This window comes from Clostridium sp. 7_2_43FAA, from assembly GCF_000158375.2.
Classification (GTDB): domain Bacteria; phylum Bacillota; class Clostridia; order Clostridiales; family Clostridiaceae; genus Clostridium; species Clostridium tertium.
Map to the genome: position 1 here is coordinate 35,160 of NZ_JH815223.1, position 3,231 is coordinate 38,390.

Consider the following 3,231-nt stretch of genomic DNA (forward strand, 5'->3'; position numbering starts at 1 on the left):
GGGATCTTCCTTCAAAATATGGGTCTATAGCTCAGTTGGTTAGAGCGCACGCCTGATAAGCGTGAGGTCGATGGTTCGAGTCCATTTAGACCCACCATTGTTCTTTGAAAATTGCACATGAATAAAAAACAACAAGCCAAAAATATTCTTTGTGAATAACTTTGTAATTAAAATTACTTATAGAGTAACTTGAAATATAGTTAAATTTAAAAGGTCAAGCTACAAAGGGCGCATGGTGAATGCCTTGGCATCAGGAGCCGATGAAGGACGTGATAAGCTGCGATAAGCTTCGGGTAGGCGCACATAGCCAGTGATCCGAAGATTTCCGAATGAGGGAACTCACATGGGAAACCCCATGTATCCTGTAGTGAATAAATAGCTGCAGGAAGGTAAACCTAGGGAACTGAAACATCTAAGTACCTAGAGGAAGAGAAAGAAAAATCGATTTTCTTAGTAGCGGCGAGCGAAAGGGAAAGAGCCCAAACCAGAGATTTATCTCTGGGGTTGCGGACAGAACATTAAATAAACTAATTTGTAACCGAAGACAACTGGAAAGTTGTGCCGTAGAGTGTAATAGCCACGTAGGTGAAACGAAGAGGTTTAGAGTTCTGATCCAGAGTACCACGAGACACGTGAAACCTTGTGGGAAGCAGGGAGGACCACCTCCCAAGGCTAAATACTACCTGATGACCGATAGTGAAGCAGTACCGTGAGGGAAAGGTGAAAAGAACCCCGGGAGGGGAGTGAAATAGAACCTGAAACCGTGTGCCTACAACCGGTCAAAGCCCCTTATGAGGGTGATGACGTGCTTTTTGTAGAACGAGCCAACGAGTTACGGTATGTAGCAAGGTTAAGTACTTAAGGTACGGAGCCTAAGGGAAACCGAGTCTTAATAGGGCGACTAGTTGCATGCCGTAGACCCGAAACCGGGTGACCTATCCATGGCCAGGTTGAAGCGGGGGTAAAACCCCGTGGAGGACCGAACCACGTTGCTGTTGAAAAAGCATGGGATGAGCTGTGGATAGCGGAGAAATTCCAATCGAACTCGGAGATAGCTGGTTCTCCTCGAAATAGCTTTAGGGCTAGCGTCGGATATGAGTAATGGAGGTAGAGCACTGAATGGGCTAGGGGGCGTATCGCTTACCGAACCTTATCAAACTCCGAATGCCATATACTATGAGTCCGGCAGTCAGACTACGAATGATAAGATCCGTGGTCAAAAGGGAAAAAGCCCAGATCGTCAGCTAAGGTCCCAAAGTGTAAGTTAAGTGGTAAAGGATGTGGGATTTCTAAGACAACTAGGATGTTGGCTTAGAAGCAGCCACTCATTTAAAGAGTGCGTAATAGCTCACTAGTCGAGAGATCCTGCGCCGAAAATGTCCGGGGCTCAAACTTACCACCGAAGCTACGGGCTCAAGTTTACTTGAGCGGTAGAGGAGCGTCGTAATCGGGCTGAAGTCGTACCGTAAGGAGCGGTGGACTGATTACGAGTGAGAATGTTGGCATTAGTAGCGAGATGTAAGTGAGAATCTTACAGGCCGAAAATCTAAGGTTTCCTGGGGAAGGCTCGTCCGCCCAGGGTTAGTCGGGACCTAAGCCGAGGCCGAAAGGCGTAGGTGATGGACAATTGGTTGATATTCCAATACCACTATTATCGTTATTATCGATGGTGTGACGGAGAAGGATAGGATGTGCTAGCGATTGGAAATGCTAGTCTAAGCATTTAGGGAGTTAAAGTAGGCAAATCCGCTTTAACAATTCTGAGGTGTGATGGGGAAGGTCATTTTGACTGAAGTATCTGATTCCATGCTTCCAAGAAAAGCATCTAGAGAGAGAAGTAGTGCCCGTACCGCAAACCGACACAGGTAGATGAGGAGAGAATCCTAAGGCCATCGGAAGAATTGCAGTTAAGGAACTAGGCAAATTGACCCCGTAAGTTCGCGAGAAGGGGTGCCTGTGAGAGCAGGCCGCAGAGAATAGGCCCAAGCAACTGTTTAGCAAAAACACAGGTCTCTGCTAAAGCGTAAGCTGATGTATAGGGGCTGACGCCTGCCCGGTGCTGGAAGGTTAAGGGGAACACTTAGCGCAAGCGAAGGTGTGAACTTAAGCCCCAGTAAACGGCGGCCGTAACTATAACGGTCCTAAGGTAGCGAAATTCCTTGTCAGGTAAGTTCTGACCCGCACGAATGGCGTAATGACTTGGGCACTGTCTCAACTGCAAATCCGGCGAAGTTGTAGTGCGAGTGAAGATGCTCGCTACCCGCGATTGGACGGAAAGACCCCGTAGAGCTTTACTGTAGCTTAGCATTGAGTTTCGATATTGTCTGTACAGGATAGGTGGGAGACTGAGAAGCTAGGGCGTCAGCCTTAGTGGAGTCAACCTTGGGATACCACCCTGACAGTATTGGGATTCTAACCGGACGCCATGAATCTGGTGACGGGACATTGTTAGGTGGGCAGTTTGACTGGGGCGGTCGCCTCCTAAAAAGTAACGGAGGCGCCCAAAGGTTCCCTCAGAACGGTCGGAAATCGTTCGAAGAGTGCAAAGGCAGAAGGGAGCCTGACTGCGACACCCACAAGTGGAGCAGGGACGAAAGTCGGGCTTAGTGATCCGGTGGTACCTCGTGGGAGGGCCATCGCTCAACGGATAAAAGCTACCTCGGGGATAACAGGCTGATCTCCCCCAAGAGTCCACATCGACGGGGAGGTTTGGCACCTCGATGTCGGCTCGTCGCATCCTGGGGCTGTAGTAGGTCCCAAGGGTTGGGCTGTTCGCCCATTAAAGCGGCACGCGAGCTGGGTTCAGAACGTCGTGAGACAGTTCGGTCCCTATCCGTCGCGGGCGTAGGAAATTTGAGAGGAGCTGTCCTTAGTACGAGAGGACCGGGATGGACTGACCTCTGGTGCACCAGTTGTTCCGCCAGGAGCATAGCTGGGTAGCTAAGTCGGGAAGGGATAAACGCTGAAAGCATCTAAGCGTGAAGCCCCCCTCAAGATGAGATTTCCCATAGCATAAGCTAGTAAGACCCCTTGAAGAACACAAGGTTGATAGGTCAGAGGTGTAAGTGTGGTAACATATTTAGCTGACTGATACTAATAGGTCGAGGGCTTGACCAATAAAAATAGGCTTGAAACTAATTCATGTGCAATTTTCAGAGAACACTCTGAAATCTGGTGATGATGGCGTAGAGGAAACACTCCTTTCCATTCGAACAGGAAAGTTAAGCTCTA

The 3,231-nt window shown here is 48.9% G+C and carries 1 tRNA gene and 1 rRNA gene; both read left to right on the forward strand.

Annotation, left to right across the window (positions count from 1 at the left end):
• Positions 1–20 precede the first annotated feature (20 nt).
• A tRNA-Ile gene (locus tag CSBG_RS16510) sits at positions 21–97 on the forward strand.
• 115 nt (positions 98–212) lie between these two features.
• Positions 213–3,117 (forward strand): 23S ribosomal RNA (locus CSBG_RS16515).
• Positions 3,118–3,231: the final 114 nt, after the last annotated feature.